The organism is Martelella mediterranea (genome assembly GCF_004342225.1).
In the GTDB taxonomy this organism is placed as follows: domain Bacteria; phylum Pseudomonadota; class Alphaproteobacteria; order Rhizobiales; family Rhizobiaceae; genus Martelella; species Martelella mediterranea_B.
In genome coordinates, this window is sequence record NZ_SMAR01000004.1 from 23,930 (window position 1) to 50,735 (window position 26,806).

General features: G+C 63.1%; 19 protein-coding genes. 18 read left to right on the plus strand and 1 reads right to left on the minus strand.

Annotation, left to right across the window (positions count from 1 at the left end; genetic code table 11):
* The first annotated feature begins 79 nt into the window (after positions 1–79).
* The 11 genes from EDC90_RS03925 to EDC90_RS03975 are packed head-to-tail and all read left to right on the plus strand — an operon-like array spanning position 80 to position 13,331.
* A complete protein-coding gene (locus tag EDC90_RS03925; RefSeq protein ID WP_132308783.1) occupies positions 80–2,755 on the plus strand; it encodes a nitrate/nitrite transporter in 2,676 nt (891 codons plus the stop codon).
* A gap of 24 nt (positions 2,756–2,779) precedes the next feature.
* A complete protein-coding gene (locus tag EDC90_RS03930) occupies positions 2,780–6,523 on the plus strand; it encodes a nitrate reductase subunit alpha (RefSeq protein WP_132308785.1) in 3,744 nt (1,247 codons plus the stop codon).
* Positions 6,520–8,058, plus strand: a complete 1,539-nt coding sequence (gene narH, locus EDC90_RS03935; RefSeq protein ID WP_132308787.1) for a nitrate reductase subunit beta — start codon at positions 6,520–6,522, stop codon at positions 8,056–8,058. The genes EDC90_RS03930 and narH overlap by 4 nt, the downstream gene beginning before the upstream one ends.
* The gene (gene narJ / locus EDC90_RS03940) at positions 8,058–8,768 is read left to right on the plus strand and encodes a nitrate reductase molybdenum cofactor assembly chaperone (protein ID WP_132308789.1); all 711 of its coding nucleotides are present in this window, start codon (positions 8,058–8,060) and stop codon (positions 8,766–8,768) included. Before narH ends, narJ begins: the two co-directional genes overlap by 1 nt.
* 10 nt (positions 8,769–8,778) lie before the next feature.
* A complete protein-coding gene (gene narI / locus EDC90_RS03945) occupies positions 8,779–9,498 on the plus strand; it encodes a respiratory nitrate reductase subunit gamma (protein WP_132308791.1) in 720 nt (239 codons plus the stop codon).
* A gap of 6 nt (positions 9,499–9,504) precedes the next feature.
* Positions 9,505–10,404, plus strand: a complete 900-nt coding sequence (locus EDC90_RS03950) for a peptidylprolyl isomerase (protein WP_132308793.1) — start codon at positions 9,505–9,507, stop codon at positions 10,402–10,404.
* A gap of 16 nt (positions 10,405–10,420) precedes the next feature.
* Positions 10,421–10,984: a DUF2478 domain-containing protein gene (locus EDC90_RS03955; protein ID WP_165972724.1), complete on the plus strand. Its 564-nt coding sequence runs from the start codon at positions 10,421–10,423 to the stop codon at positions 10,982–10,984.
* Positions 10,974–12,002: a GTP 3',8-cyclase MoaA gene (gene moaA / locus EDC90_RS03960; RefSeq protein ID WP_132308797.1), complete on the plus strand. Its 1,029-nt coding sequence runs from the start codon at positions 10,974–10,976 to the stop codon at positions 12,000–12,002. The genes EDC90_RS03955 and moaA overlap by 11 nt, the downstream gene beginning before the upstream one ends.
* A gap of 1 nt (position 12,003) precedes the next feature.
* Positions 12,004–12,525 (plus strand): molybdopterin adenylyltransferase, encoded by a 522-nt coding sequence (gene mog / locus EDC90_RS03965; protein WP_132308799.1) that lies wholly within the window; start codon positions 12,004–12,006, stop codon positions 12,523–12,525.
* A gap of 27 nt (positions 12,526–12,552) precedes the next feature.
* Positions 12,553–13,044, plus strand: a complete 492-nt coding sequence (locus tag EDC90_RS03970) for a group III truncated hemoglobin (RefSeq protein WP_132308801.1) — start codon at positions 12,553–12,555, stop codon at positions 13,042–13,044.
* Positions 13,041–13,331 (plus strand): DUF6522 family protein, encoded by a 291-nt coding sequence (locus EDC90_RS03975; protein WP_132308803.1) that lies wholly within the window; start codon positions 13,041–13,043, stop codon positions 13,329–13,331. Before EDC90_RS03970 ends, EDC90_RS03975 begins: the two co-directional genes overlap by 4 nt.
* Positions 13,332–13,365: 34 nt before the next feature.
* Here EDC90_RS03975 and EDC90_RS21490 read toward each other — a convergent pair whose 3' ends face one another.
* Positions 13,366–13,893, minus strand: coding sequence for a DUF488 domain-containing protein (locus EDC90_RS21490; RefSeq protein ID WP_132308805.1), 528 nt, complete (start codon positions 13,891–13,893; stop codon positions 13,366–13,368).
* Positions 13,894–14,186: 293 nt separating this feature from the next.
* Between EDC90_RS21490 and EDC90_RS03985 the strand changes: the two genes are divergently transcribed.
* The 7 genes from EDC90_RS03985 (at position 14,187) to nirB (ending at position 26,806) form a co-directional block, all read left to right on the plus strand.
* Positions 14,187–17,996 carry a bifunctional nitrate reductase/sulfite reductase flavoprotein subunit alpha gene (locus tag EDC90_RS03985; protein WP_132308807.1) on the plus strand — a complete coding sequence of 1,270 codons (3,810 nt, stop codon included), beginning with the start codon at positions 14,187–14,189 and terminating at the stop codon, positions 17,994–17,996.
* Positions 17,997–18,017: 21 nt separating this feature from the next.
* The gene (locus tag EDC90_RS03990) at positions 18,018–18,608 is read left to right on the plus strand and encodes an ANTAR domain-containing response regulator (RefSeq protein ID WP_132308809.1); all 591 of its coding nucleotides are present in this window, start codon (positions 18,018–18,020) and stop codon (positions 18,606–18,608) included.
* 2 nt (positions 18,609–18,610) lie between these two features.
* Entirely contained in the window at positions 18,611–19,831 is a 1,221-nt protein-coding gene (locus EDC90_RS03995; RefSeq protein WP_132308811.1) for a CmpA/NrtA family ABC transporter substrate-binding protein, read from the plus strand.
* A gap of 256 nt (positions 19,832–20,087) precedes the next feature.
* Positions 20,088–21,461, plus strand: a complete 1,374-nt coding sequence (locus EDC90_RS04000) for a CmpA/NrtA family ABC transporter substrate-binding protein (protein WP_132308813.1) — start codon at positions 20,088–20,090, stop codon at positions 21,459–21,461.
* Between the two features lie 41 nt (positions 21,462–21,502).
* Complete coding sequence (locus tag EDC90_RS04005; protein ID WP_132308815.1) at positions 21,503–22,579, plus strand: ABC transporter permease; 1,077 nt, start codon at positions 21,503–21,505, stop codon at positions 22,577–22,579.
* Between the two features lie 7 nt (positions 22,580–22,586).
* Positions 22,587–24,353 carry an ABC transporter ATP-binding protein gene (locus tag EDC90_RS04010; RefSeq protein ID WP_132308817.1) on the plus strand — a complete coding sequence of 589 codons (1,767 nt, stop codon included), beginning with the start codon at positions 22,587–22,589 and terminating at the stop codon, positions 24,351–24,353.
* A gap of 5 nt (positions 24,354–24,358) precedes the next feature.
* Positions 24,359–26,806 carry a nitrite reductase large subunit NirB gene (gene nirB, locus EDC90_RS04015; protein ID WP_132308819.1) on the plus strand — a complete coding sequence of 816 codons (2,448 nt, stop codon included), beginning with the start codon at positions 24,359–24,361 and terminating at the stop codon, positions 26,804–26,806.

A 26,806-nucleotide genomic window follows, 5' to 3' on the forward strand; every position in this document is an offset into this window, starting at 1 on the left:
CGAGCACCTCCCAAACCTTCTAGCTCTCAGGCAGAATTTTCAATGAGCGGGCTTCCGCTCGAGCCTTAGGGGGCATTTCATGTCTGCAGTTGACGGTGTTTCGCGAAACGACCAGCGTCGGGCGCTCTGTCTCAGCACGGTGGCGTTTACGGTCTGCTTCGCGGTCTGGACGATCTTCGCCATCATCGGGGTCGAAATCAAAAGTGAACTCGGCCTCTCCGAAACCCAGTTCGGCATTCTGGTAGCGACGCCGGTGCTGACCGGCTCGCTGACGCGGCTGATGCTCGGCATCTGGACCGAGCAGTATGGCGGACGGCTGGTGTTTCCGTTGCAGATGCTGCTGGCTGCCGCGGCGACCTTTCTTCTGACCAGCGCGACAACCTATCCGCTGTTTCTGCTGGCCGCTCTTGGCGTCGGCCTTGCCGGCGGTTCCTTCGCGGTTGGCGTCACCTATGTCTCGCACTGGTATCCGCCGGAAAAGCAGGGCACTGCGCTCGGCATTTTCGGCGCCGGCAATGTCGGCGCGGCGGTGACCAAATTCGGCGCGCCTTTCGTCATGGTGGCCTTCGGCTGGCAGGCGGTCGCCAATGTCTGGGCCTTCGCGCTTGCGGCGATCGCCGTCATCTTCTTCGTTTTTTCCAAAAATGATCCGGTGTTCGAGGCCCGCCGCCGCAGCGGAGCGAAAGCCACCACGGTCGCGGCCCAGCTCGCGCCGCTGAAGAACCTGCAGGTCTGGCGCTTCTCGCTCTATTATTTCTTCGTCTTCGGCGCCTTCGTCGCGCTGGCGCTGTGGCTGCCGCATTATTTGGTCGATGTCTATGGCGTCGATATCCGCACCGCGGGCATGGCGGCGGCCGCCTTCTCGCTGTCGGCCAGCCTGTTCCGCGCCTATGGCGGTCATCTCTCGGACCGGTTCGGCGCGCGCTCGGTGATGTACTGGACCTTCGGCTTCGCGCTGCTTCTGCTGTTCATGTTGTCCTACCCGCCGACGAGCTACACGATCCATGCCAAGGGCGGCGACATAATCTTCTCGACGGCGATGAGCTTTGGCGCCTTCGTGCTGATGATCTTCTGTCTCGGCTTCTTCATGAGCCTCGGCAAGGCGGCGGTCTACAAGCATATCCCGGTCTATTATCCCGACAATGTCGGCTCGGTTGGCGGTCTCGTGGGCATGATCGGCGGTCTCGGCGGCTTCGTCCTGCCGATCGTGTTCGGCACGCTGCTGGATCTGACCGGCGTCTACACCACCTGCTTCGCCTTCCTGTTCCTGCTTGTGCTCGTCGCCCTGACCTGGATGCATCTCTCCATCCGACAGATGGAGCGCCGCAACCGGACGACGACCGATACCTTGCCGGAACTGCCGGAATTCGAGGGGATGACGCCGAAGACGTCGGCGGCGACGCTCACCGAATGGAACCCGGAAGACAAGACCTTCTGGGAGCAGACCGGCCGGAAGGTCGCCAAGCGCAATCTGTGGATCTCCATTCCCGCGCTGCTTCTGGCCTTTTCGGTCTGGATGGTGTGGTCGGTCGTGGTCGCGCGGCTTCCGGCCATCGGCTTCGAGTTCACCGACGCCCAGCTGTTCTGGCTGGCGGCGCTGCCGGGGCTTTCGGGCGCCACGCTCAGGATCTTCTATTCCTTCATGGTGCCGATCTTCGGCGGACGTCTGTGGACCACGCTTTCCACCGCCTCGCTGCTGCTGCCGGCCATGGGCATCGGCTATGCCGTGCAGAACCCGGAAACGCCCTATCTGATCTTCCTCGTTCTGGCGCTTCTTTGCGGTCTCGGCGGCGGCAATTTCGCCTCGTCCATGGCCAATATCAGCTTCTTCTTCCCCAAGGCCGAAAAGGGCAATGCGCTCGCCATGAATGCCGGTCTTGGCAATCTCGGGGTCTCGGTCATGCAGTTCCTGGTGCCGGTGGTCATCACGATGGGCGTCTTCGGCGCGCTTGGCGGCGAGCCGCAGGTGCTGTCCGATGGCGGCAAGCTGTGGTTGCAGAATGCCGGCTTTGTCTGGGTGCCGTTCATCATCGCCGCCACCATTGCCGCCTATTTCGGCATGAACGATATTGCCTCGGCCAAGGCCTCCTTTGCCGATCAGGCGGTGATCTTCTCGCGCTTCCACAACTGGATCATGTGCATTCTCTATACCGGCACATTCGGCTCGTTCATCGGCTATTCGGCGGGTTTCCCGCTGCTGATGAAGACCCAGTTCCCGGAGGTCAACGCGCTGTCCTACGCCTTCCTCGGCCCGCTGGTCGGCGCGCTGAGCCGGGCGGGCACCGGCTGGATTTCCGACCGTTTCGGCGGTGGACGGGTCACCTTCTGGACCTTCGTCGGCATGTTCGTCGCCGTCGTCGGTGTGCTGCAATTCCTGCCGCAGGACGGGGTGGGTGACAATTTCTGGGCCTTCTTCGCCTGCTTCATGGCGCTGTTCTTCCTCACCGGCGTCGGCAATGCGTCGACCTTCCAGATGATCCCGGCAATCATGCGCCGCGAAGTGCCGCGCCTGATGCCGGAACTGGATGCGGGCGCGCTGCAGAAGCAGACGGACCGCGAGAGTGCGGCGATCATCGCCTTCACCTCCGCGATTGCCGCCTATGGCGCATTCTTCATCCCCAAATCCTACGGCACCTCGATTTCGATGACCGGTGGACCGGACATGGCGCTGTGGGGCTTCGGCATCTTCTACGTCATCTGCGCCGTGCTGACCTTCTTCTACTACACCCGCCGCAATGCGCCGGTGCCCTGCTAATCGCCCGAAACAAAGGAACGGATCATGTCTCTTCTCCTCGACCGCCTCAACTTTCTGGCACGCAAGAATGTCGACACATTCTCCGACGGTCACGGCGTCACCACCAATGAAAATCGCGATTGGGAGGACGCCTATCGCAAGCGCTGGCAGCACGACAAGATCGTGCGTTCCACCCATGGCGTGAACTGCACGGGCTCCTGTTCGTGGAAGATCTACGTCAAGGGCGGGATCGTCACTTGGGAAACCCAGCAGACCGATTATCCGCGCACCCGGCCCGACATGCCCAATCACGAACCGCGCGGCTGTTCGCGCGGCGCGAGCTACAGCTGGTACATGTATTCGGCCAACCGGGTGAAATACCCGCTGATCCGGGCGCGGCTCCTGAAGCTCTGGCGCAAGGAGCGCGCCGACAAGAGCCCGGTCGCGGCCTGGAGCGCAATCCAAAACGATCCGGCAAAGCGGGCCGAATACATCAAGGTGCGCGGCCTCGGCGGCTTCGTGCGCGCCACCTGGGACGAGGTCAACGAGCTCATCGCGGCGGCGAATGCCTATACCGCGAAGAGGTGGGGGCCCGACCGCGTCATCGGATTTTCGCCGATCCCGGCGATGTCGATGGTCTCTTACGCGGCCGGGTCCCGCTACCTGTCGCTGCTCGGCGGCACCTGCATGTCGTTTTACGACTGGTATTGCGACCTGCCGCCGGCCTCGCCGATGACCTGGGGCGAGCAGACCGACGTGCCGGAATCGGCCGACTGGTACAATGCCGGATTCCTGATGCTCTGGGGTTCTAACGTGCCCCAGACCCGCACGCCCGACGCGCACTTCTATACGGAAGTGCGCTACAAGGGCACGAAGTCGGTGGTCGTGTCGCCGGATTATTCGGAAGCCGCAAAATTCTCCGATCTCTGGCTGCACCCGAAACAGGGAACCGACGCGGCGCTCGCCATGGCGCTCGGCCATGTGATTCTGCGCGAATATCACCTCGACCGGAAGGTCGACTATTTCGACGATTACTGTCGCCGCTACACCGACATGCCGATGCTGGTGCGGCTGGTGAAGAAGGACGGCCGCCTCGTGCCGGAACGCTTCCTCCGCGCCTCCGATTTCAGGGACGGCCTCGGCGAGGCGAACAATCCCGAATGGAAGACGGTCGGCTTCGACGCGAAGACCGGCGATGTCGTCGCGCCGCGCGGGTCGGCGGGCTATCGCTGGGGCGAGAAAGGCAAGTGGAACCTCGAGCAGAAGGATGGCGCAGGCAGCGACATCGATCTGGTCATGAGCCTTGCCGAAAAGCATGACGGCGTCGAGGACGTCGCCTTTCCCTATTTCGGTAGCCGCGCGCATGACTATTTTGAGGGCACCGACCATGACGACGTTCTGGCACGCAAGGTGCCTGTTCGCCGTGTGGCGCTGGCAGAGGGCGAGGCGGTGGTTGCCACAGTCTTCGACCTGTTCGTCGCCAATTACGGCCTCGACCATGGCTTCGGCGGCGACAATGTCGCAAGCTCCTTTGACGATGGAACGCCCTACACGCCTGCATGGGCGGAAAAGATCACCGGCGTTCCGCGCGAGCAGATCATCGCGACCGCCCGCGCCTTCGCGGGCAACGCTGAAAAGACCAATGGCCGTTCCATGGTCATTCTCGGCGCCGGTCTGAACCACTGGTACCACATGGACATGAACTACCGTGGTATCATCAACATGCTGGTGATGTGCGGCTGTATCGGCCAGTCCGGCGGCGGCTGGAGCCATTACGTCGGCCAGGAAAAGCTGAGGCCCCAAACCGGCTGGCTGCCGCTCGCTTTCGGACTCGACTGGCAGCGCCCGCCGCGCCACATGAACTCGACCTCGTTCTTCTACGCCCATACCGATCAGTGGCGCTACGAGACGGTGAAGGTCAACGAGCTGCTGTCGCCGACCGCGCCGGAAGGCCCGTGGGATGCGACGCTGATCGATTACAACATCCGCGCCGAACGCATGGGCTGGTTGCCATCGGCCCCGCAATTGCGCACCAACCCGCTGGAGGTCGCCCGCGCGGCGGAAGCCTCGGGCCAAAAGCCTGCGGATTATGTCGCCGATGCGTTGAAATCCGGCACGCTTTCCATGTCCTGCGAGGACCCCGACGCGGAGGAGAATTGGCCGCGCAACATGTTCGTCTGGCGCTCCAACCTGCTCGGCTCATCGGGCAAGGGGCACGAATATTTCCTGAAACACCTGCTTGGCACATCACACGGCCTGCTTGGCAAGGATCTCGGCGACGAGGGCCGTCAGGAGGTGAAGGAAGCCGTCTGGCATGACGAGGCGCCGGAAGGAAAGCTCGATCTGCTGGTGACCCTCGACTTCCGCATGTCGACCACCTGCGTCTATTCAGACATCGTTCTGCCGACGGCGACATGGTACGAGAAGAACGACCTCAACACCTCCGACATGCACCCCTTCATCCACCCGCTGACCAGCGCTGCCGATCCGGCCTGGCAGTCGCGCTCGGACTGGGCGATTTTCAAGGGCATCGCAAAGACGTTTTCCGAGGTCGCGCCGGAAGTGCTGGGCGTCGAAAAGGATATCGTGCTGGTGCCGACCCTGCACGACACGCCCGGCGAACTGGCCCAGCCCTTCGATGTGAAGGACTGGAAACAGGGTGAAATCGACCCGGTTCCGGGCAAGACCATGCCGACGGTTGCCGTGGTCGAGCGGGATTATCCCAATCTCTACAAGCGCTTCACCTCCGTCGGCCCGCTTTTGGAAAAGCTCGGCAACGGCGGCAAGGGGATTTCGTGGAACACCGAGCATGAAGTTGGCCTCCTCGGCAAGCTGAACGGCACGGTGACGGAAGAGGGGGCCTCAAAGGGCCGTCCGAAGATCGAGACCGATATCGACGCCACCGAGGTGATCCTGTCGCTTGCGCCGGAGACCAATGGCGAGGTCGCGGTCAAGGCCTGGGAGGCGCTCTCGGTCATCACCGGGCGCGACCACACCCATCTCGCTCTTCCGAAAGAGGACGAAAAGATCCGCTTCCGCGATATCGTTGCCCAGCCGCGCAAGATCATTTCCTCGCCGACATGGTCGGGGCTGGAATCGGAGAAGGTCTGCTACAACGCCTGCTACACCAATGTCCACGAGCTGATCCCGTGGCGGACTCTTTCGGGCCGTCAGCAGCTCTATCAGGACCATCTTTGGATGCGGGCCTTCGGTGAGGCCTTCTGCGTCTACCGCCCGCCGATCGATACCGGAACCGTGACGCCGGCAATCGAGGCGCGTCTCGACGGCCAGCCGCATCTGGTGCTGAACTTCATCACCCCGCACCAGAAATGGGGCATCCACTCCACCTATACCGACAACCTCCTGATGCTGACGCTCAATCGCGGCGGCCCGGTGGTGTGGATTTCGGAGCCGGATGCCGCCCGCGCCGGCATCGTCGATAACGACTGGGTCGAGGTCTACAACGCCAACGGCGCGCTGGTCGCCCGTGCGGTGGTCTCGCAGCGCATGAAGGACGGCACGATCTTCATGTACCACGCGCAGGAAAAGATCGTGAATACGCCTGGCTCGCCGCTGACCGGCCAGCGCGGCGGCATTCACAACTCCGTCACCCGCGTGATCCCGAAGCCGACCCACATGATCGGCGGTTACGCCCACCAGGCCTACGGTTTCAACTACTACGGAACCGTCGGCGCCAACCGCGATGAATTCGTCGTCGTCCGCAAGCTCGAAAATGTCGATTGGATGGACGAGATCCCAAGCCTTGCTGGAAAGGAGGCCGCAGAATGAAGGTCCGCGCACAGATCGGCATGGTGTTGAACCTCGATAAATGCATCGGGTGCCACACCTGCTCCGTCACCTGCAAGAATGTCTGGACGAACCGCGAGGGCGTTGAATACGCCTGGTTCAACAATGTCGAGACCAAGCCGGGGATCGGCTTTCCCAAGGAATGGGAAAACCAGAAGAAATGGAACGGTGGCTGGGTCCGCAAGAAGAACGGCAAGATCGAGCCGAAGATGGGCGCCAAATGGCGCATCCTCGCCAAGATCTTCGCCAATCCGGACCTGCCGGAAATCGACGATTATTACGAGCCGTTCGATTTCGACTACGGCCATCTCCAGACCGCCGGCGAGAGCAAGACCATGCCGACGGCACGGCCGCGTTCGAAGCTGACCGGCGAGCGGATGGAGAAGATCGAATGGGGGCCGAACTGGGAGGAAATCCTGGGCGGCGAATTCGAGAAGCGCTCCAAGGACGTGAATTTCGAGGGCGTCGAGAAGGAAATCTACGGCCAGTTCGAAAATACCTTCATGATGTATCTGCCGCGCCTTTGCGAGCACTGTCTGAACCCCACCTGCGTGGCGGCCTGTCCATCAGGCGCGATCTACAAGCGCGAGGATGACGGCATCGTCCTGATCGACCAGGAGAAGTGCCGCGGCTGGCGCATGTGCGTCTCCGGCTGTCCCTACAAGAAAATCTATTACAACTGGAATTCCGGAAAATCGGAAAAGTGTATCTTCTGCTATCCGCGCATCGAGGCCGGACAGCCGACGGTCTGCTCGGAAACCTGCGTCGGCCGTATCCGTTATCTCGGCGTCATTCTCTACGATGCCGACCGGATTTCGGAAGCCGCCTCGACAGCGAACGAGCTGGATCTCTATGAAGAACAGCTCAAGGTGTTCCTCGATCCGAACGACCCGGAAGTCATCGAACAGGCCCGCAAGGACGGCGTGCCGGAAGACTGGCTGAAGGCGGCGCGGAATTCGCCGGTCTACAAGATGGCGATCGACTGGAAGGTGGCCTTCCCGCTGCACCCGGAATACCGCACCCTGCCGATGGTCTGGTATGTGCCGCCGCTCTCGCCGGTCCAGTCCGCCGCCGAAGCCGGCAAGCTCGGCCTCGATGGCGATATGCCGGATGTGAAGTCGCTGCGCATTCCAGTGCGCTACCTCGCCAACCTTTTGACGGCGGGCAAGGAGGAGCCGGTGGTGACGGCGCTGGAACGCATGCTCGCCATGCGCGCCTATATGCGTTCGAAAACCGTCGACGGGGTCGATGACAAGGCGATTGCCGAACGCGTCGGTCTCACCGGCCAGATGATCGAGGACATGTACCACGTGATGGCAATTGCCAATTACGAGGACCGGTTCGTCATCCCAACCACCCATCGCGAGGTTTCCGAGGACGCTTACGACGTGCGCGGCTCCTGCGGCTTCTCCTTCGGCAATGGCTGCTCGGGCGGCAATTCCGAAACGGAACTCTTCGGCGCCGGCCGGCGCAAGGTGGTGCAGACGCCGACCGACATCTTCAAGGAGCAGGTCTGATGAATATCGCGCTGAAAATCACCTCGCTGCTTCTGTCCTATCCGGAGAAGGAACTGCTGGATGAATTGCCGGAACTGAAGGCCGCGCTGGCATCCTCGGCGGTGCCGGAAGCCGTTGCTGTCGCTCTGGGTCGGCTGATCGACGACCTGACCGGCCGCGATCTCTATGAGGTCCAGGAGCGCTACGTCCATCTCTTCGACCGCACCCGCGCGCTGTCGCTGCATCTCTTCGAGCATATCCACGGCGAAAGCCGGGATCGCGGACAGGCCATGGTCGACCTGATGGCGCTTTACGAGACGGGCGGTTTTGAGATCGACGCGAAGGAACTGCCGGACTACCTGCCGCTGTTTCTGGAGTTTCTCTCCACCCGCCCCAGGGCGGAGGCGGAAGACCTGCTTGGCCAGACGGCGCATATCATCGAGGCGATCGGCGAGCGGCTGAGGAAGCGTGAATCCGTCTATGCCTCGGCCTTTGCCACGCTTTCCTTGCTGTCATCGGCTGAGGCCGACCAGAAGCTTCTGAAGGAACTGATGGCCGCACCCGAAGACGATCCCGACGACCTCACGGCACTTGACCGCATCTGGGAGGAAGAAGCCGTCACCTTCGGCGGCAACGCCGGCGAGGGCGCGTGCGGGCCGGACTGGCTTCGAACCCGCATGCGCGCTTCAGAGCGTCAACCCGGCGATGTCGCCGGTTCCGCACAGAACTAGGAGACAGACCATGTCAGCCTATCTCAACACATTGGTTTTCGGCATTTACCCCTATATCGCGCTCACGGTGCTGATCCTCGGGACCGTCATCCGTTATGACCGCGAACCCTATTCCTGGCGCTCCGGCTCGTCGCAACTGCTGCGGCGAAAACAGCTCATCTGGGGTTCGGTGCTGTTTCACGTCGGCGTGCTGGTCATCTTCGTCGGCCATCTCGTCGGGCTTTTGACGCCGATCTGGATCTTCGATGCGCTCGGCATCAGCCACGGGGCCAAGCAGTTGCTGGCCGTTGTCGCCGGCGGCATTGCCGGGGTGATGGGCATCGTCGGCGCGACCCTGCTTGTCCATCGCCGGCTGTTCGATGCGCGGGTGCGCGCCGCCTCGACCTTCAGCGACACCATGATCATCATCCTGCTCTGGCTGCAGCTCCTGCTCGGCCTCGGCACGATCCCGGTGTCGCTGCACCATCTCGACGGCCATGAAATGGTGAAATTCATGAGCTGGGCGCAGGGCATTTTCACCTTCAACTTCGCCGCCTCGTCCTACGTCGCCGATGCCGCGTGGATCTTCAAGGCGCATATTTTCCTGGGCCTCACCATCCTGCTCGTCTTCCCCTTCACCCGGCTGGTGCATATGCTGAGCGCGCCGGTGCGCTACATCTGGAGGCCGGGCTATCAGGTCGCCCGCCAGAAGGGCGATGGCTCGCGCATCAATGGCAAACCGGCGGAGTAACGCGAAATGGTCAATCTTTTCACACCGCAACAGCCGACGACCGCCGGCGCCGGACCCGGCAGCGGCTATCAGGCCGTCGATACGAAAATCCCGCCCAAGGCGCGGCCGGTGTTTTCCGAGATTTCCGTCAACGGCATCGCGATTGCCGAAAGCGCCATCCTTGCAGAGGCCCAGAACCACCCGGCAGACAATCCCGGCGCGGCGCTGAGGGCTGCGGCTGAGGCGCTCGTCATCCGCGAACTGCTGCTGCAAAAGGCCGCGGAAGAACAGGTGACCGGCACGCCGGAGACAACCGCAGACGGGAAGACCGAGACCGCCGAGGATGCGGCAATCCGGGCGCTGATCGAGACAACGGTCGACGTGCCCTCTGCCGGCGAGGCGGAATGCCGCCGGTTCTACGACAACAACCGGGCCCGTTTCCGCTCGGAGCCGATCTTCGAGGCACGTCATATCCTGCTTGCCGCAGACCCGGCCGACGAGGCCGCCCGGCGGCAGGCGCGCGCCGAGGCGGAGCAGATGATTGCGGACCTTTCGGCTGGTGCCGTTGGTTTCAGTGAGCTGGCGCGGGCGCGCTCGGCCTGTCCATCAGCGCAACAGGGCGGCAATCTCGGCCAGCTTTCGCCGGGCAGTACCGTGCCGGAATTCGAGGCGGTGCTGATGCGGCTGCCGGAGGGCGAGATGGTCACCTCGCCAGTTGAAACCCGCTATGGCTTCCACATTATCCGCATGGATCGCCGGATCGAGGGCGCGCAATTGCCCTTCGAGGCGGTTAAGCCGCGCATCGCCGCCTGGCTGGAGGCCGCGTCATGGTCGAAGGCGGTGCAGCAGTTCATCGCCGTGCTGGCGGCGGAAGCCGAAATCGAGGGCATCGAAATCGCCGGCGCCGATGGTCCGCTGGTGCAATAAGGCAAAGGGGTTTGTGATGGTGGACGGAAAAGGAGCGATGGGTGAATGCAAGCCGCTGGGCTTCATCCCATTCTTGCAGGATGATGCCGCCGACCGCGTTCTCGAAGCGGTCGCGCGGCGGCTCGTGGCCAAGGGGCATCGCGTCGAAGGCTTCATTCAGCATGCCGAAAAGGATGAAGGCCAGTGCTGCGGCGCGGTCGATCTTGAGGACATCGCCACCGGCAGACGCTGGCAGATCATGCAGGCGCTCGGGGCCCATGCGCGCGGCTGCAGGCTGGATTTCAACGCGCTTTCGGACGCCGCTGTTTTTGCCGAGGGCCGGATCAGGACGCGGCCGGACCTCCTCATTCTCAATCGTTTCGGAAAAGGGGAAGAGCAGGGCGGCGGGCTGCGTTCGGTTTTCGAGGCGGCTTTCATGGCGGGTGTGCCGATCCTGACCTCGGTCAAGCAACCATATCTCGATGGCTGGGGGGCATTTTCAGGCGGTCTTTCTGAGCCTCTGCCGCCGGAAACCGACGCCGTTCTGCAATGGTGTTGTGACGCCATTGCCCGGGCGAGGCAGGTGCGCGATGCGGCATGAACGCACGATAGAAGGGGCCGTACCGCGCCCGCTGGTCGACGGCTTCGGTCGGACCGCGACCTATCTCCGGCTTTCGGTGACGGATCGCTGCGACCTGCGCTGCACCTATTGCATGTCCGAGAACATGACGTTTTTGCCGCGTCGTGAAATCCTCGACCTTGAGGAACTTTACCGGCTGTCCCGCATCTTCATGGCGCGCGGGGTGCGCAAGATCAGGATCACCGGCGGCGAGCCGCTAGTGCGCAAGAACATCATGGCGCTGTTTGCCATGCTCGGCGCGGATCTGAAGCGCGGCATGCTCGACGAGCTGACGCTGACGACCAATGGCACGCTGCTGGACCGCTACGCGGAGGCGCTGTTTGCCCACGGCGTGCGCCGGGTCAATGTCTCGCTCGACACGCTCGATCCCGAGCGCTATCAGGCGATCACGCGCTGGGGCCGCATCGAGCGGGTCTTTGCCGGCCTGGCGGCGGCGCAAGCGGCAGGCCTCAGGGTCAAGATCAATGCGGTCGCGATGCGCGGCGCCTTCGAGCAGGAGGTGGACGACCTGATCCGCTTTACTCATGAACGGGGCATGGACCTGACGCTGATCGAGGAAATGCCGCTTGGCGAAGGGCGGCATGACCGCCGGGAGAGTTTTCTGTCGCTTTCGCAACTTCGAAACACACTTTCGAAGCGCTGGACGCTTCAGCCGCTTGCCTTGAAAAGCGGTGGTCCGGCGCGTTATGTGCGGGTCGCGGAAACGGGCGGCATTCTGGGGTTCATCACGCCGCTTTCCTGCGGTTTTTGCGCCGCCTGCAATCGCCTGCGCGTCAGCGCCACCGGCGATCTTTACACCTGCATGGGTGACGAAGGCCGGGTCGGTCTCAGGGATGCGTTGCGAACGAGTGACGACGATACGCCGGTCGATGCGCTGATCTCGCGCGCGGTGGCGATGAAGCCCGAGGGACATGCCTTTTCGATTGCGAAGACCCGAGTCGAGGGCATCGGGCGGACGATGTCCGTGCTAGGAGGATGAGATGCTGATCGTTGCACTGACCATTTCCGATCGCGCCAGCCGTGGCGAATATGAAGATCAAAGCGGCGCCATGATCGAAACCTGGCTGGCGGAGACCGTCACGTCACCCTATGCGCTGAACCGCGTCATCATCCCGGACGGCGTCGCCTCGGTGCGGGATACGCTGACGGAGCTCTGCGACACTGTTCGCGCCGACCTGATCCTCACCACTGGTGGCACGGGCCCTGCGCCCCGCGACGAGACGCCGGAGGCGATGCTGGCTGTAATGCAGAAGGAACTGCCGGGCTTCGGCGAACTCATGCGGCGCATCAGCCTGGAACAGGCGCCGACCGCCATTCTCTCGCGCCAGACCGCCGGCGTGCGCGGAAAAAGCCTGATCGTCAACCTGCCGGGCCGCCCGGCCTCGATAAGGCTTTGCCTTGATGCGGTTTTCCCGGCGGTCCCCTATTGTCTCGACCTAATCGGCGCCGGCCGGATCGAGACCGATCCGGCACGGATCAAGGCGCACCGGCCGCCGGGCTGAAGTCGGTCATAAAAAGGAGCTTAAGACATGAGAGGACGTCCCGCGCCGGAGCGCACCGTGATCATCGACGGCAGGCCGCTTCCCGAGGTTCTGGACGAGGCGATGATCCGCGATGTCGTGCACGGCTTTTACGACCGGATTCGCGAGGACGCGCTGCTCGGGCCGGTGTTCAACAGCCGCATCGCCGCCGATGACTGGCCGCGCCATCTTCAGCGCATGTGCGATTTCTGGTCGGCGACGCTGTTGCGCACCGCGCGCTATCAGGGCCGCCCGCTGCCGCCGCATCTGGCGATCCCCGACATCGAGGAACGGCATTTTCACCGCTGGCTGCAGCTTTTTGCCGAAACCGTGGATGCGACCTGCCCGGAAGAAGTGGCGTCGCTGTTTCTCGACAGGGCCATGCGGATTGCCCATTCCTTCCGTCTGGCGATCGGTTTTCATCGCGGCGAGGATACGACGGGGCTCTGCCCGATTGGGTATGCCGATCTTGCCCGCCCGGCAAACGAGGCGAAACCATGAGCGCCCAGGAAACCGGGACCTTCATCGAACGCAATGCGGACGGCCAGTTCGAAATCGGCGCGGAGCGGCTCGCCCGCCGCTTCGGCCTTGGCGTCGATGATCTGCGCGCGATGACGGCGCGCGGGCAGGTGCGGTCTTCGGTGGAACGCGGCGACGGCGAGGATGCGGGGCGCTGGCGTCTCTCCTTCCGCATCGGCAATCGCCGCTGGCGGCTGACCGTGCGCGAGGATGGTATGATCGAGGACGACGAGTTCACCATCGTCTCGTCTGGCGGGCGGTCGGCCTGAGCGCTAAAGCGTTTCCAGGAAAAGCGGAAGCGCTCTATTGCGAACGGCCAGTTTTCTTGTGCGAGGGCTGTCCGTCGGCTTCGGGATCTGCCGGCTTGCCGCTGTCGTCGCGACGTTCCGTTCCCAGCCAGGCCGGGTCCAGCTCGTGCAGAAAACAGGGCGGGGACGACACTTCCACCGCGTCTTCGTCCGGCTGATCCGTCTCGGCGTGGCGGCCGCTCCTTTCCGCGATGACGGCCGCGAGGACCCGCGCGTGGTTGATGCATTCGTCGCGGGCGGCATAGAGCAAGGTCACGGTGTGTTTCTCGCTCCTTGCGCAAAGCTCATCAAGCGCGGCGATTTCCGCAAGCTCCGCGCGATAGCGCCGTTGAAAATCCTCCCACCGGTCTTTTCTGTGCGCGAACCATTTGCGCAGGTCGCCTGAGGGCGCGACCTCCTTGGCCCAGAGATCGACGCAGGCCTTGTCCTTTGCAAGGCCGCGCGGCCAGAGCCGGTCCACGAGAACGCGCAGGCCGTCCGCCTGGTCGGGTTCGGCATAGACCCGTTTGATCTTTACCGGCATCGCGCTGTCATCCTCCCTTGTGGCAGCCCGCCTCCACAATTCGGCGGTCGGGCTTGAAAGTCGCCGCGTGTCGGACTATCGTTGAACCTATCAATGTCCAATGGCGGGCATTCCATCGCAAAGCTGCGGATCCGAGAACCGTTTCCTTGAAAGGGAGCGCTTCGAACGATGCCGCGGCTTTTTTGTTTTCATTTTAGACAGCGAGGAAAGCCGATGCCACCCCGGCCTATGATCCATTCTGCGCGTCATTTCCGGTACCCGTCAATCGTCCCTCTTCAAGGCGGGGGGCGGCGATGGGCGTAGAGACCGTCAAAAGCATCTGTCCCTATTGCGGCGTCGGCTGCGGCGTGGTGCTCGATGTCGAGGACGGGCGGATTGTCCGGCTTTCCGGCGACAGGGAGCATCCTGCCAATCGCGGGCGGCTGTGCACCAAGGGCAAGACCGCGCATGAGGCCATCTCAGCGCTGGGCCGTCTCGAAACAGCGCTGGTCCGGCGGGAGGCGGATGTTGTGCCCGCAACCGCGTCTATCGAGACCGCCATCGCCGAGACGGCGCAGCGTTTGCGCGCCATCGCCGATGAACACGGGCCGGACGCGGTTGCGCTCTATGTCTCCGGCCAGATGTCGATGGAGGCGCAGTATCTCGCCAATAAGCTCGCCAAGGGTTTTCTGCGCACCCGCCACATCGAATCCAATTCCAGGCTGTGCATGGCAAGCGCCGGCTCCGGCTACAAGCTGTCGCTCGGCGCGGACGCGCCGCCGGGTTCTTATGACGATATCGAGAAGGCCGATCTGTTTCTGGTGATCGGCTCGAACATGGCCGATTGCCACCCGATCCTGTTTCTCAGGATGATGGACCGGATGAAACAGGGCGCAAAGCTGATCGTCGTCGATCCACGCCGCACGGCCACCGCCGAGAAGGCCGATCTGCATCTCGCGCCGAAACCCGGATCCGACCTCGCGCTGCTGAACGGCATCCTGCATCTGATCGTCGAAGCGGGCGGCATCGATCAGGCCTTTATCGACGCCCACACAGACGGCTGGGAGGGTATGCCCGCCTTTCTCGCGGACTATCCGCCGGAGCGGGTCGCGGCCATCACCGGTCTCACCGTGGAGGACATCAGGGCGACTGCCGACATGGTGCTTGCCGCCGGCGAATTCATGACGTTCTGGACCATGGGGTTGAACCAGTCGGTCCAGGGCACGTTCAACACCAATGCGATCTGCAATCTGCATCTGGCCATGGGAAAAATCTGTCGCCCGGGCAGCGGACCCTTCTCGCTGACGGGCCAGCCGAATGCCATGGGCGGGCGCGAGATGGGCTATATGGGGCCGGGGCTGCCGGGGCAGCGTTCGGCGCTGGTGGAGGTTGGCCGGCGCTATTGCGAAGAGCAGTGGGGACTTGCAGCCGGCACCATCCGCGCCGAGGAAGGCACCGGTACCATCGCCATGTTCGAGGCGATGGCGGCGGGCGCGATCAACGCCGCCTGGATCATCTGCACCAATCCTGTCGCCAGCGTCGCCAACCGCAAAACGGTGACGGCGGCGCTTGAGAGCGCCGAATTCGTCGCGGTGCAGGATGCCTATGCCGAGACCGAAACCACGCCTTACGCCGATATCCTCCTGCCGGCGGCGGTCTCCTTCGAGGCCGATGGCGTCATGGTCAATTCCGAGCGCAACATGGCGCTGACGGCGGCGGCAGCGAAGCCGCCGGGCGAGGCGCTGCCGGACTGGCAGATCATCGCGAAAGTCGCCTGCGCCATGGGCTATGAGGCAGCCTTCACCTATGACAGCGCAGCGGAGGTTTTCGAGGAAATCCGGCAGTTTTCCAACGCCGCGACGGGCTACGATATTTCCGGCGTCACGCATGAACGACTGCGGGAAGGCAGCATCCAGTGGCCGGCATCCGAGACCGGGCAAGCCACGACGCGCAATCCGATCCGCTACCGCGCGCCTGACAGAGGATTGACATTCGCCACCGAAAGCGGTCGGGCGAAGTTATGGCCGCGGCCGCATGCCGGTCCGCGCGAAATGCCGGATGGCGACTATCCGTTCATTCTCAATACTGGCCGGCTGCAGCACCAGTGGCACACGATGACCAAGACCGGCAAGGTCGCCCGGTTGAACAAGCTCAATGCCGCGCCGTTCGTCGAGATCAACCCGGCCGATGCGGCGGCGCTTGCGATCGGCGAGGGTGACCGGGTTTCGGTTTGCTCGCGCCATGGCATGGCGATACTGCCTACCATCGTGACCGACCGGGTTTCGCCGGGCGCGCTGTTTGCGCCGTTTCACTGGAACGATGTGTTCGGCGATGATCTGGCGGTCAATGCGGTGACCGGCGATGCCGTCGATCCGATATCGCTCCAGCCGGAGTTCAAGGTGACGGCGGTTGCGCTCGCCCGCGTGGCGGCGGCGGAGCCCGATGCGCCGGTGGTTGCGCGGGGCAAGGTCGAGGCCGTGCCGGTGTTGGCGGAAGGCAAGGACGCGCAGCCGGACCCGAACCCGTCAAGGCCCGGTGTCTCCGTGTTATTCGCCTCGCAGACGGGGACTGCCGAAATGGCGGCCGCCGATCTTTGCGACGCGCTTGGCGCGGCGGGGTACCGCGCGGCATTGCGTCCGCTCGACGCGGTCTCGCCGCATGACCTTGCGACAAAGGAGCCAGTACTTTTCATCGTCAGCACCTTCGGCGATGGCGATCCGCCCGATCATGCGGACGATTTCTGGGCGGCGCTCTTGCGCGAGGATGCGCCGCGACTGGAGGACCTCAGCTACGCCGTGGTGGCGATGGGCGACAGTTCCTATGATCAATTCTGCGGCTTCGGCCGGAAACTGGATGACCGGCTCGAAGCGCTCGGCGGCGTGCGTCTGGCGGCATGCCGCACGCTGGATGCGGGCGAGGAGGGGGACGCGGTTTCAGCGGCGATGGCCGCTCTTTCCGGGTCTTCGAATGGCGTCTCGGCTTCGGCTGAAACCGCCGTCCGATCCAATGGGCGGAAACCGCCGCAGACCGTTGCGGCCAGGCTCAGCGTCAACCGGCTTTTGAGCGGGTCCGGCAGCGCCAAGGAGGTGCGCCAGTTCGGCTTCCGGGTCGATGGCGCGGCGGATTACGAGGCGGGCGACGCGCTTTCCATCATGCCGCGCAACTGTCCCGAGCTTGTCGAGGAAATCCTGACCTCTCTGCAATTGCCGGCGGAAACGCCGATTTCCGGCATCAACGGCCACGATATCGGCATTGGGGAGGCATTGCGCGATCATTTCGAGATCGGTCAGCCGCATCCGGATTTCCTAAAATGGTGGGCGGATTTCAGTGGCCATGAAACGCTGAAGGCGCTGACAAATTCGGCCGACCGGAAAGCCCTCAATGACTGGCTGTGGGGTCGGCAGATCGCCGACATTGTCGCCATCGCGCCGAAACCCGTCGACGGGCAGGCGTTCTGCGACCATCTGAAAAAGCTCAAGCCGCGGCTCTATTCGATTGCCTCCAGCCCGAAGGCGAGCCCGGATGAAATTCACCTGACGGTTTCGGTGCTGCGCCATGCCCGCCATGGCAAAAGCCGCAAGGGCGTCGCCTCGGCGTTTCTGGCGGACAGGGCGGCGGCCGAGCCGGTGCGTGTTTCGGTGAAGAAACAGGCGCATTTCCGCCCGCCCGCCGATCCAGACACCCCGGCAATCATGGTCGGCCCGGGCACCGGCATCGCGCCTTTCCGCGCCTTTTTGCAGGACCGGGAGGCGGCAGGCGCGGGCGGGGCGAACTGGCTCTTCTTCGGCGAGCAATCGCGTGACAGCGGCTATTATTATCGCGACGAAATCGAGGCCTGGCTGAAGGGCGGGTTGCTGACCCGCTTCGACACCGCCTTTTCGCGCGACCAGGCGGAGAAGATCTATGTCCAGCACCGCATGGCGGAAAACGGGCGCGAAATCTGGAACTGGCTGGAGGAGGGCGCGCATTTTTATGTCTGCGGCGATGCCAGCCGCATGGCGAAGGATGTGGATGCAGCACTTCGGGCGATTGCCGAGACCCATGGCGGGCTTTCGCAAGCGGCCGCCGAAGGCTACGTTAAGACGCTCGTCCGGGAAAAACGCTATATGCGCGATGTCTACTGAACCTATTGCGGAAGCCGCCTCATGAACACCAGTGATCTGGCGATCCTTGTCATCGATGAAAACGCGATCCGCGCCGCCATTATCCGGGACGGCCTGCTCAAGGCCGGCCACCACAATGTGACCGTGGTCGAGGAACTGGTCGGCGTCGCCCGCCCGATCGAGCGCTTGTCGCCGGACGTGATCGTGATCGACATCGAAAACCCCAATCGGGACATGCTCGAAAGCCTGTTCGTGCTGTCGCGCACGGTGAAAAAGCCGATTGCGATGTTCGTCGACCGGTCCGATGCCGAAACCATCCACGCCGCCGTGGAGGCCGGGGTTTCGGCCTATGTCGTCGACGGGCTGAAGCAGGAGCGGGTCAAGCCGATCCTCGACATGGCGATCTCCCGTTTCAACGCCTTTTCGCGCATGGCGCAGGAGCTTGAGGCGGCGAAGAGCCAACTCGAAAACCGCAAGGTGGTCGACCGCGCCAAGGCGCTTTTGATGAAATCGCGGGGCATGGACGAGGAAAAGGCCTATGCGCTGCTGCGGCGCACGGCGATGGATCAGAACCGCAAGATTGTCGATGTGGCGCAAAGCCTGATCATGACGTTCGAGATGCTGGAGAGATGAAGATGCAGGACCTTTCAATCGGATTTGTGCCGCTTCTCGACAGCGCCATCGTTCTGGCGGCGGAGGCGAAGGGCTTTTTCGTCGAGGAGAGGCTGAATGTCCGCCTCACCCGGGAAACCTCGTGGAGCGCGATCCGCGACCGGCTGGCCGTCGGCAGTCTGCAGGCGGCCCATGTGCTGGCGCCGATGCCGATTGCCGCCAATCTCGGCCTGTTTCCGCTGGCGCCGAAACTGATGGCGCCGATTGCGCTCGGGCTCGGCGGCAATGCGGTGACGGTGTCGGCGGGGCTCGGCGCTGCGATGGAAGCGGAGGGCGATGAGAGCGATCTTGACCCGGCCAAAGCCGGTGCGGCGCTGAAACGCGTGATTGCGGCGAGAAAGGCTGAAGGCCTGCCGCCGCTGCGTTTCGGGGTCGTCTACGTGTTTTCCGGGCATAATCTCGAACTGCGCTACTGGCTGGCGGCCAACGGCATCGACCCGGACCGGGATATCGAGATCGTGGTGCTGCCGCCGCCCTTCATGCCGGATGCGGTGGAAGCCGGGCGGATCGACGGTTACTGCGCCGGCGAGCCGTGGAACACGATTGCCGCGCGGCGCGGGGCGGCGCGGATCGTCACCGTCAAGGCGAAGATCTGGCGCTCCAGCCCGGAAAAGGTGCTGGCGCTGCCGGCCGATTTCGTGGAGGCCAACGAGGAGACCGTGGCGGCGTTGCTGCGCGGGCTCTACCGGGCCTCGCAATGGGCGGCCGCGCCGGAAAACCACCCGGAACTGGCCGCGATCCTCGCCGAGCCGGGCCATCTCGATGTCGACCGGGCGATGCTCGAGCCTCTGTTCTCCGGAACGCTGGCGATCAGCGACAAGGCGCAAACCACGGTCGAGGATTTCTTTCTGACATCCGCCAAGGCCGCGACCTTTCCCTGGCAGAGCCATGCACTGTGGTTCTACAGCCAGCTTGTGCGCTGGGGGCTTTGCGATCATTCGGCCGAAAACGCCGAGATCGCGAAAATGAGCTATCGGCCGGATATCTATCGCAAGGCGCTCCAGCCGTTGCACACGCCCTTGCCGGGGGCCAGCCTGAAGGTGGAAGGCGCGTTGAAGGCGCCGACGCCGGTGGGGGCGAGCGCCGGCGGTCTCATCCTCGGTCCCGACGGCTTTTTCGACGGGCAGACCTTCGATCCCGATCAGGTGGGTGCCTATATCGATAAGCAGAAGGCGGCGATCTGAGCCCGTATTTTATGCGCCTTTCGGGTGCATTTGCATAAATTTTAGTCTGTTTTCCGATTCATACATTTTTTATGCAAAAATCTGCCGATGCCGCTTGTCTGAAGCGGCATAGTGTGTTTCCATAAGCCTCAAGAATTCGGTGCCCAATGGAGGGTGCCAGGCAACGCCGCCAACGCAATCGCGCCACAACTGGCACGAGGACCGTTAGGCGGCTTTTTTCGTTTTTCCGACATTCCCGATCCATTTGGAGGACGCCATGCGCCATTTCCTTTGCTCCGTCACCATGCTTTGTTCGCTCGCCGTCACGGCCGCGAGCGCCCATGCCGAAATGCTGTTTCCGGAAAAGGACGAACTGACCATTGGCTTCATCAAGCTGACGGACATGGCGCCGCTGGCAATTGCCAAGGAGATGCATTTTTTCGAGGATGAGGGCCTATACGTGACGCTTGAGGCGCAGGCGAACTGGAAGGTCCTGCTCGACCGGGTGATCACCGGCGAGCTCGACGGCGCGCATATGCTGGCCGGCCAGCCGCTGGCGGCAACCATCGGCTATGGCACCGAGGCGCATATCGTCACGCCGTTCTCGATGGACCTCAACGGCAATGCGATCACGGTCTCCAATGCGGTCTGGGTTCAGATGAAGGAAAACATTCCTGCTGGCCCCGATGGCAAGTCGCTACACCCGATCAGCGCCGATGCGCTGAAGCCGGTGGTCGAGGCCTACAAGGCCGAGGGCAAGCCGTTCAAGATGGGCATGGTCTTCCCGGTCTCCACCCATAATTACGAACTGCGCTACTGGCTGGCGGCCGGCGGCATCAATCCCGGCTATTACTCGCCGGGCGATATTTCCGGCCAGATCCAGGCCGATGCGCTGCTTTCCGTCACCCCGCCGCCGCAGATGCCGGCGACGATGGAAGCGGGAACCATCGATGGCTACTGCGTCGGCGAGCCGTGGAACCAGGCGGCCGTGTTCAAGGGCATCGGTGTGCCGGTCGTCACCGATTACGACATCTGGAAGAACAATCCGGAAAAGGTGTTCGGCCTGACAGAGGAATTCACGCAAAAATATCCGCAGACGACGCTGGGTCTTACCAAGGCGCTGATCCGCGCCGCCATGTGGCTCGATGAAAACAACAACGCCAATCGCGAGGAAGCGGTCAAAATCCTGTCGCGGCCGGAATATGTCGGGGCGGATGCCGAGGTGATCGCCAATTCGATGACCGGCACCTTCGAATATGAGAAGGGCGACACGCGCCTGGCTGCGGACTTCAACGTCTTTTTCCGCCACTACGCTACCTATCCCTATTATTCCGATGCCGTCTGGTACCTGACGCAGATGCGCCGCTGGGGCCAGATCGCCGAGCCGCAGCAAGACGGCTGGTATGACGAGGTCGCACGCTCGGTCTATCTGCCGGATATCTATCTGGAGGCCGCCCGCCAGCTGATCGACGAGGGCCATGCCACGGAAGCCGACTTCCCGTTCGACACCGACGGCTACAAGCCCGCAACAAACGAATTCATCGACGGCGTGACCTATGACGGCCGCCATCCCAACGCCTATCTCGAAAGCGTTCCAATCGGACTGAAGGGGGAAGAGATTATCGACGGCAACAAGATTGCCGGACGCTGAGCGCGATTGACACCAGCACGGACAGGAAAGGCTCAGACGTTATGACCATTGCCACAGACCTGATGGACCCCGAAATCGCCGCCCGGCGCGAACGGCGCATCGCCCGGATCAACCGGGCGGGCAAGGTGCTCGCCCCGTTCGGCCTCGGCTTCGTGGTGCCGCTCCTGAAACTCGCCGCCGGCGACACGCCGTCGGAACAATGGGCGGATCTGAAGCAGATGCTGCTTGTGCCCATGATCGGCATTCTGGCGTTTCTGGCGGCCTGGGCATTCCTGGCGCCGAAGGTCCATACCTCGCTCGGCGCGATCCCCGGCCCGGCGGCGGTGTTCCAGCAGGCCGAGGTGCTGATGGACGATCATTTCGCTGAACGGCAGAAGGCCGAGGAATTCTACGCCCGGCAGGACGAGCGCAACCAGATGTTGATCGCCGAAGGCTATGGCGACCGGGTGAAGGTGCGGCCCTATACCGGCAAGCCGACCTATCTGGACCAGATCTGGACCTCGCTGCTGACGGTCGCGCTCGGTTTCTTCATCGGCACGGTGATTGCCGTTCCGGTCGGCATAGCCTGCGGGTTGTCGAAGACCTTCGAGGGCGCGATCAATCCGCTGATCCAGCTGTTCAAGCCGGTCTCGCCGCTCGCCTGGCTGCCGATCGTGACCATGGTGGTGGCAGCGCTTTACGAAAGCCAGAACGACCTTCTGCCAAAGTCGATGGTGATCTCGGCGATCACGGTAACGCTCTGTTCCATCTGGCCGACGATCATCAACACCGCCCTTGGTGTCGCTTCCATTGATCGCGATCTCGTCAATGTCGGCAAGGTGCTGCAGCTTTCCACCTGGACGACGATCCGCAAGCTGGTGCTGCCGTCCTCGCTGCCGCTGATCTTCACCGGCATGCGGCTTTCGCTCGGTGTTGGCTGGATGGTGCTGATCGCCGCGGAAATGCTGGCCCAGAACCCCGGCCTCGGCAAATTCGTCTGGGACGAGTTCCAGAACGGCTCCTCGGATTCGCTCGCCCGCATCATCGTCGCGGTGATCACCATCGGCCTGATCGGCTTCTTCCTCGACCGGGTGATGTTCGCGCTGCAGACCGCCTTCACCTATTCGGCGAACCGGTAAGGAGGGCATGATGAACAGCATTCTTCAGCTCAAAAACGTCGAAAAAGGCTTTGGCGAAGGCCTCAAGCGCAACCCCGTGCTTTCCGATATTTCGCTCGATGTGCACGAAGGCGAATTCATCGCGATCCTCGGTTTTTCCGGGGCGGGCAAGACGACGCTGATGTCGATGCTCGCCGGTCTGGAAAAGCCCGACAGCGGGGAAATTCTGTTTCGCGGCGCGCTGGTGGAAGGCCCGTCGCCGAAGCGCGGGATCGTGTTCCAGAACTATGCGCTGATGCCCTGGCTTTCGGTGGAGGCCAATGTGCGGCTCGCCGTCGACGCCGTGCATCAGGACAAGTCGGCAAAGGAGCGGGCCGCGCTCGTCGACTGGTATGTGGCGATGGTTGGTCTGAAACATGCCCGCGACCGCAAGCCGTCGGAGCTTTCCGGCGGCATGCGCCAGCGCGTCTCGGTCGCCCGCGCGCTCGCCATGCAGCCGGACCTGCTGCTGCTTGATGAGCCGCTGTCCGCGCTCGATGCGCTGACCCGCGCAAAGCTCCAGGACGAGCTTGCCGATATTTCGCAGAAAGAGAAGAAGACCATCATCCTCGTCACCAATGATGTCGACGAGGCCATTCTTCTGGCCGATCGGATCGTGCCGCTGACGCCCGGCCCCAACGCCACTTTCGGCCCGTCCTTCGATGTGAACATTGCCCGGCCGCGCGAGCGTGCGGCAATGAATTCCGACCCGGATTTCATCCGGCTTCGCTCGGCTGTCACCGAATATCTGATGGATGCGGGCCTCGGCGCGAAGCCGGAAACTTCCCGTGTCGATGCTCTGCCGAATGTCGTCCCGATTTCCATCAAGTCGACCTCGAAACCGTTGCCCGCCGTCTATAGGGAGAAAGCGCAGTCGGCGATCGAGACCGGCTATGTCGAGTTTTCCAACGTCACCAAGATCTACCCGACGCCCAAGGGCCCGCTGACGGTCGTCGATGGCTTCGACCTGAAGATGAAGAAGGGCGAGTTTATCTCCATCATCGGCCACTCCGGCTGCGGAAAGTCCACGGTCCTGTCGATGGCGGCGGGGCTCAACCCGATCAATGCCGGGGGCATTATTCTCGATGGCCGCGAGATATCCGGCGCCGGGCCGGATCGTGCCGTGGTGTTTCAGGCTCCCTCGCTGATGCCCTGGCTGACGGCCCGCGAAAATGTCGCGCTCGGCGTAGACCGGGTCTATCCCAAGGCAAGCCCCGCCGAACGGCGCGATGTCGTCGAATATTATCTCGAGCGCGTCGGTCTTGGCGATGCGATGAACCGTGCGGCGGCCGACATGTCGAACGGCATGAAGCAACGCGTCGGTATTGCCCGTGCCTTCGCGCTGTCGCCAAAGCTCTTACTGCTCGACGAGCCCTTCGGCATGCTCGACAGCCTGACCCGCTGGGAGCTGCAGGAGGTGCTGATGGAGGTCTGGTCGCGCACCAAGGTCACCGCCATCTGCGTGACCCATGATGTTGACGAAGCCATTCTCCTGGCCGACCGGGTGGTGATGATGTCGAACGGGCCGAACGCCCGCATCGGCAATATCATGGAGGTCGACCTGCCGCGCCCGCGCTCTCGGAAAGCGCTGCTCGACCACCCGGATTATTACGCCTACCGCGAGGAACTGCTGGAGTTTCTCGAAGCCTATGAGGGCGGCGCTTCGCCCGCCGAGGAACAGCTCGCCGCCATCAGGCAGAAGCGCGACCAGCGCATCAGCCGGCAGACCTGCAACAAACGCGTCGCAGCGGAGTAGACATCATGGCCCAGAAACTTGTCATCATCGGAAACGGCATGGCCCCCGGCCGCATGCTCGAAGAGCTGTTCGAGCGCGCCCCCGGCCTCTATGACGTCACCATCTTCAACGCCGAACCGCGGGTGAACTACGACCGCATCATGCTGTCGCCGGTGCTTTCCGGTGAAAAGACCTATGAGGATATCATCATCCATGGCGATGACTGGTATGAAGCCCATGGCGTGACGCTGCATCGCGGCGCGAAGGTTTCGAAGATCGACCGGGAGGCGAGGACCGTGACCGCCGAAAACGGCGTCACCGCATCCTATGACCGGCTGGTGATCGCGACCGGTTCCTCGCCCTTCATCATCCCGGTGCCGGGCCACGATCTGCCCGGCGTGCTCGCCTATCGCGACCTCGATGATGTTGAGAAGATGCTGAAGATCGCCGAGGGGCACGGCCATGCGGTGGTCATCGGCGGCGGGCTTCTGGGCCTTGAAGCGGCCTACGGGCTGAAGCAGCGCGGCATGAGCGTCACGGTACTGCACCTGATGGACACGATCATGGAGCGCCAACTCGATCCGGCCGCCGCCTATCTTCTGGAAAAGGCGCTGGACGAGCGGGGCATCGAGATCATCACCAAGGCCAATACCAAACAGATTCTCGGGAGTGGCAAAGTTGAAGGCGTTGAGCTGGAGGATGGCCGCATCATCTCCGCCGATATGGTGGTGATGGCGGTGGGCATCCGCCCGGCGGCAGGATTGGCGAAGGAGGCCGGACTTGAGGTCAATCGCGGCATCGTCGTCGATGATGGCATGGCGACCTCCGATCCGTCGATCTTCGCGCTCGGCGAATGCGCGGAGCATCGCGGCACCTGCTACGGTCTCGTCGCGCCGCTTTATGAGAGTGCTTCCGTGCTGGCCGACCGGCTTGCCGGCGGCGCGGCGGAATACAACGGCTCGCATGTCAACACCAAGCTGAAGGTCACCGGCATCAAGCTGTTTTCCGCCGGCGATTTCGCCGAGGGGCCGGACCGCGAGGAGGTGGTGCTGCGCGATGCCACGCGCGGCGTTTACAAGCGCGTGATCCTGCAGGATAACCGGGTGATCGGCGCCGTGCTTTATGGCGACACCGCCGATGGCGCCTGGTATTTCGACATGCTGAAGCGCGGGACGGACGTTTCCGAAATGCGCGAGACGCTGATCTACGGCCAAGCCTATCAGGGCGGTGCTGCGGCCGATCCGGCAGCGGCCGTCGCGGCGCTTCCGGATGACGCGGAAATCTGCGGCTGCAACGGCATCTGTAAGGGCAAGATCGTCTCCGCGATCAAGGACAAGGGGCTGACCTCGCTCGACGATGTCCGCGCCCACACCAAGGCCTCGGCGTCGTGCGGCACCTGCACCGGGCTGGTCGAACAGCTGATGGCGCTGACGCTGGGCGATGCCTATAACCCCGCCGCCGTCCAGCCGGTCTGCGGCTGCACCGATCTCGGCCATGACGGTGTGCGCCGCCTGATCCGCGCCAAGGGGCTGAAGACCATTCCCGCCGTGATGCAGGAGCTTGAATGGAAAACCTCCTGCGGCTGCGCCAAATGCCGCCCGGCGCTCAATTACTATCTCGTCTGCGACTGGCCCGGCGAATATGCCGACGACTATCAGTCGCGCTTCATCAACGAGCGCGTTCACGCCAATATCCAGAAGGACGGCACCTATTCGGTGGTGCCGCGCATGTGGGGCGGTGTCACCTCATCGAAGGAGCTGCGCGCGATCGCCGATGTCGTCGACAAATACGAGATCCCGACCGTCAAATGCACCGGCGGCCAGCGCATCGACATGCTGGGCGTGAAAAAGGAGGACCTGCCGGCGGTCTGGGCCGATCTCGGCAAGGCGGGCTTCGTCTCCGGCCAGGCCTATGCCAAGGGCCTGCGCACGGTGAAGACCTGCGTCGGCAGCGATTGGTGCCGCTTTGGCACGCAGGATTCCACCGGTCTGGGCATCCGCCTTGAAAAATTCATGTGGGGCTCGTGGACGCCGGCCAAGCTGAAGCTCGCCGTTTCCGGCTGCCCGCGCAACTGCGCCGAGGCCACCTGCAAGGATATCGGCGTGATCTGCGTCGACAGTGGCTTCGAAATCCATTTCGCCGGTGCGGCCGGGCTGGAAATCCGTGGCACGGAAGTGCTCGGCCTGGTCAGGACCGAGGGCGAGGCGCTGGAGCATATCGTGGCGCTCACCCAGATGTATCGCGAACAGGCGCGCTATCTGGAGCGCATCTACAAATGGGCAAAGCGCATCGGCTATGACGAGGTGCGCGCCCAGATCATGGACGATGCCGAAAAGCGCAAGGCCTATTTCGAGCGCTTCGTCGAAAGCCAGAAATACGCCCAGGTCGACCCGTGGTCGGAGCGTGTCTCCGGCAAGGACAAGCACGAGTTCAAGCCGATGGCCGTGGTCGGGCATCCCGAACCGGCGGAGTGA